The organism is Arthrobacter sp. H5, assembly GCF_000520595.1.
In the GTDB taxonomy this organism is placed as follows: Bacteria; Actinomycetota; Actinomycetes; order Actinomycetales; family Micrococcaceae; genus Arthrobacter_D.
Map to the genome: position 1 here is coordinate 281,858 of NZ_KI914989.1, position 3,094 is coordinate 284,951.

3 protein-coding genes and 2 pseudogenes are annotated in these 3,094 nt (G+C 57.2%); 1 reads left to right on the forward strand and 4 read right to left on the reverse strand.

The annotated features are described in order from the left end of the window. The 4 genes and pseudogenes from Y708_RS29765 to Y708_RS0109125 all read right to left on the reverse strand — a co-directional run. Positions 1-354: pseudogene (locus Y708_RS29765) on the reverse strand (pilus assembly protein CpaB); the annotation flags it as partial. A 64-nt stretch (positions 355-418) separates the two neighbouring features. Then, entirely contained in the window at positions 419-1,471 is a 1,053-nt protein-coding gene (locus Y708_RS0109115) for a pilus assembly protein TadG-related protein (protein WP_028279693.1), read from the reverse strand. Then, a complete protein-coding gene (locus tag Y708_RS0109120) occupies positions 1,459-1,866 on the reverse strand; it encodes a TadE/TadG family type IV pilus assembly protein (RefSeq protein WP_028279694.1) in 408 nt (135 codons plus the stop codon). The genes Y708_RS0109115 and Y708_RS0109120 overlap by 13 nt, the downstream gene beginning before the upstream one ends. 84 nt (positions 1,867-1,950) lie before the next feature. Beyond that, positions 1,951-2,139, reverse strand: a complete 189-nt coding sequence (locus Y708_RS0109125) for a Flp family type IVb pilin (RefSeq protein ID WP_028279695.1) — start codon at positions 2,137-2,139, stop codon at positions 1,951-1,953. Between the two features lie 692 nt (positions 2,140-2,831). Between Y708_RS0109125 and Y708_RS0109130 the strand changes: the two are divergent. Further along, positions 2,832-3,094 (forward strand): annotated as a pseudogene (locus tag Y708_RS0109130) (hypothetical protein); the annotation flags it as partial.

The window sequence follows — 3,094 nt, forward strand, 5'->3', positions numbered from 1 at the left end:
ATCCGGTACGGGAACCGTTCCCGGGAGGAAATCGGCTGGCTGGACCAGCCGCGCTTCAAGGAGCTGTTCACCGGGCACGAGGTCAACCGCGGTCACTTTGTCCAGTTGGCCCGAGAGCGTGTCCAGGCTGCCGGAGGTCACCGCGGCTTTGGCCACCGATGCCGTTTCCACCTGTTCCTGGATCTCAGCTACTGGCGTGCCCGCGGGGATGAGTTCCCGCACTACCAGAACGTTCACAGGGGCGAGCCCTTCCTGGGCACGGGCGTCAGCGTTGTTGACATAGAGCACCAGCATCGCGGTGCCGATGACTGCGAGTACAAGGGAGGCAATTCCTCCGAGTAGGCGTGATTTCACTTTCGATATTCCCTAATGACGAATGTTTGCTGGATTGCGGCGGTTTGGTGTACCCCGGTGAGACTCAACCTGAAAGGCTGACACTTGTTACTCCAAAATCGGGCACACTGCCGGAGAGCGTCATGCCTTCGGCGAGCGAGACGTAGCGGGTGAAGAAACCTTCGATGCCGCGGCAGTTTCTGGAGCATCCCGCGGGCGGAGGGTCGCTTGAGACGCTAGATCCGCCGCCGAATTTGTATGCGGTGACCTGAAAGGCCGCGAACCCTGTAAGGGAGTAAATTGCGTTCCCCCCATTCCCAGTGGCGGTAGTGAAGAGTGGAATCAGCGCCGGTTCATCCATGAATGACGCGAGAAGGGCGACGCAATCCGCTTCGTTGGGGAAATTGTTGCCTGGTTGACCTTCAACTGTGGCTGCGATATCAATGTCGGCCGTACAGCCTGATCCAGTTGTCTCCAACCACCCGAAACCCCCTGGGTTGTAGCCGTTCTGTGCCACACACCCCGGGTAGTCAGGGGTGTTTTTGTCGTATCTCATTAAGATGGGCGTTGCTGTGGGGTCGCCGGTAAACGAGCCGGTCGAGTTCAGCTCGCTGAGTTGACTCGGGCTGAGGAATTGCTCAAAAACACATTGGCTAATGGTCCACGGCAGCGTGTTACCTGCGGACGGAGCACCCCAAGCGGCTTCAGCCGAAGCATCGATTTCGGTTTCGTTAAAGCCCATAGCGCGGGCAAAGTAGAGCGAGAAGTGGTCAGCGCCCGTACTGGCGTCCCGTGCGTTGGTCTCGACCCGAACCGTTGTTGTGTCAGGGAACGTGATGGATTGGATGCCGCTCGAATCGTCGTTCGCGTTGCCGTTCGCATACGCCCTGCCAGTAGCGAAGACATCTCCACAGGCCCCCTGAGCGCAGTCGCTGGCAATGGCGAGTGCGCTTGCATCTGCTCCGTTTTGCAACTGAGCTTTTTCGGAGTACATCGCTCCGACGTCGACTGCCAGGGCCGCGAAGCCGAGGAGCACCACGAGCAAAAATGCCACAATGACCGATACGGCGCCTCGCTCGTGCTCGTTTTCACTGAGCCGAAGCCGCGGCGAGTACTTTGTGGGGCCTAACCGCCGCATCTCATGACTCCTTCGCCTGAAAGGTTGATGGGAAAAAGGGCAGGGCCGCCAAAAATGCCTAGATTGAGGAATCCTGACATGGATGACAACGAGATGCTGGTTGCGACGGTGACATCTCCTCCGGGGCTACAAGCGGATGCATCGTCAGTGACTGCAACCCCGAGTCCCGCCAAGGTCGGGGCCGCGCCCAATGCCGCGCTGGTAACGTCAAGGCTGGCGTCGTCGTAGTAAATAGCGCCGTGCCGGGCGCCTTCCCGGGCAGCCTGTGTCAGGGAAATCTGAACATTGAAGACCCGTCCATACTCCATGATCCCGATGAGGAGCAACAGCAGGAGGGGCAGGACGAACGCGAGTTCAACGGCTACTGCGCCGCCCTCTTTGCGATGTCGCTTCAACCTACTTCTCCCTTCTAATGCGCGGATTCGGTGATGAGAATGGCTCCGGCGGCGGATGCCGCCAGAGCCATTCTGGTAAGCAGCTTAGAAATTGAGCCCAGTGAACAGGGTGCTGATGTTGGTGCCGAGCACAGTGGCCGCAACCGCAACGACCACAGCGACGAGCGCGACCATGAGGCCATACTCAACCATCGTCGCGCCCTTCTCTTCGTTGGTGAGGCGGGCCTTGGCGGTGTGGAGAACGGACTGGATGGTTGCGTAGAGAGAAAGCATTGTGACTCCTTGATAAATGGTGGATGGAACTAAAAGGCACGAGCTCTCGACCAAAATTTAAGGAATTGCAGCGCGGCTCCTGGGAGCGAACTTTGCGGTTGAGACCCGATGCATTCACTGTGCACTGTGAAAAGTCTGCGAGCAAGTGCTTTCACTACTCGCTTTTCGCGCGCAGTACTACTCGCTTTACCCGCTGAGTACTCACAATCATCCACCTACAAGAGAAATATCAGACATAAAAAGCCTTGTCAGGGCATGAATTTGGAGATTTGAAACGGCTCGCCTGGACTTTGGAAAGTAAGTCACCTCCCGCAGCCTTGTCGCCCCTCACTGCAATTCTTGAGAAAGATCTGCGCTTTTACTGCGTCTTTCCTGCGCTTAATTGATTGACTATTTGGGTCTTTTCCTTAGACGCAGTTTCGGCATTGATAAACGAGTATTCGGTACCTATGTCAATTACTTGGAAAATTTCTAGGGTGGGGTCTTCAGTAACTGAAGACTTTGTGGCGCGGTACCGCGCACGCCGGCCAGCTGCACCTTGGCTTGGGCGGTTGTGGGATGCCGCGGGTGGATGCTCACCGCAGGAGCCGCAACGTTTCCAGTTTCCCCCACGTTGGAATGGAGACCGGGCAATGAGACGAACTCTCGCCTTGATAGGAATACTTGGGCTCGCTACGTTCACGGTGATACCCGTGGCTGTTGCCGAGTCCGAAGACAAGATTGGCATCTGCCATGCGACGGCATCAGCGCAGAACCCTTATGTGGGCATTGAGGTTAGCCTGAATGGCCTGAATGGCCACGGAGATCATGGCGATGACATCATCCCGCCAAACTCCTTTCTACCGGAAGGCCTGAACTTTGATGCTGAAGGGCAGGCGATTTTTGCAAACGGCTGTGTGGTCGCCGGAGTAGATCCAACGCCGACCCCGGTGCCGACGGAGACTGAGACGGAGAC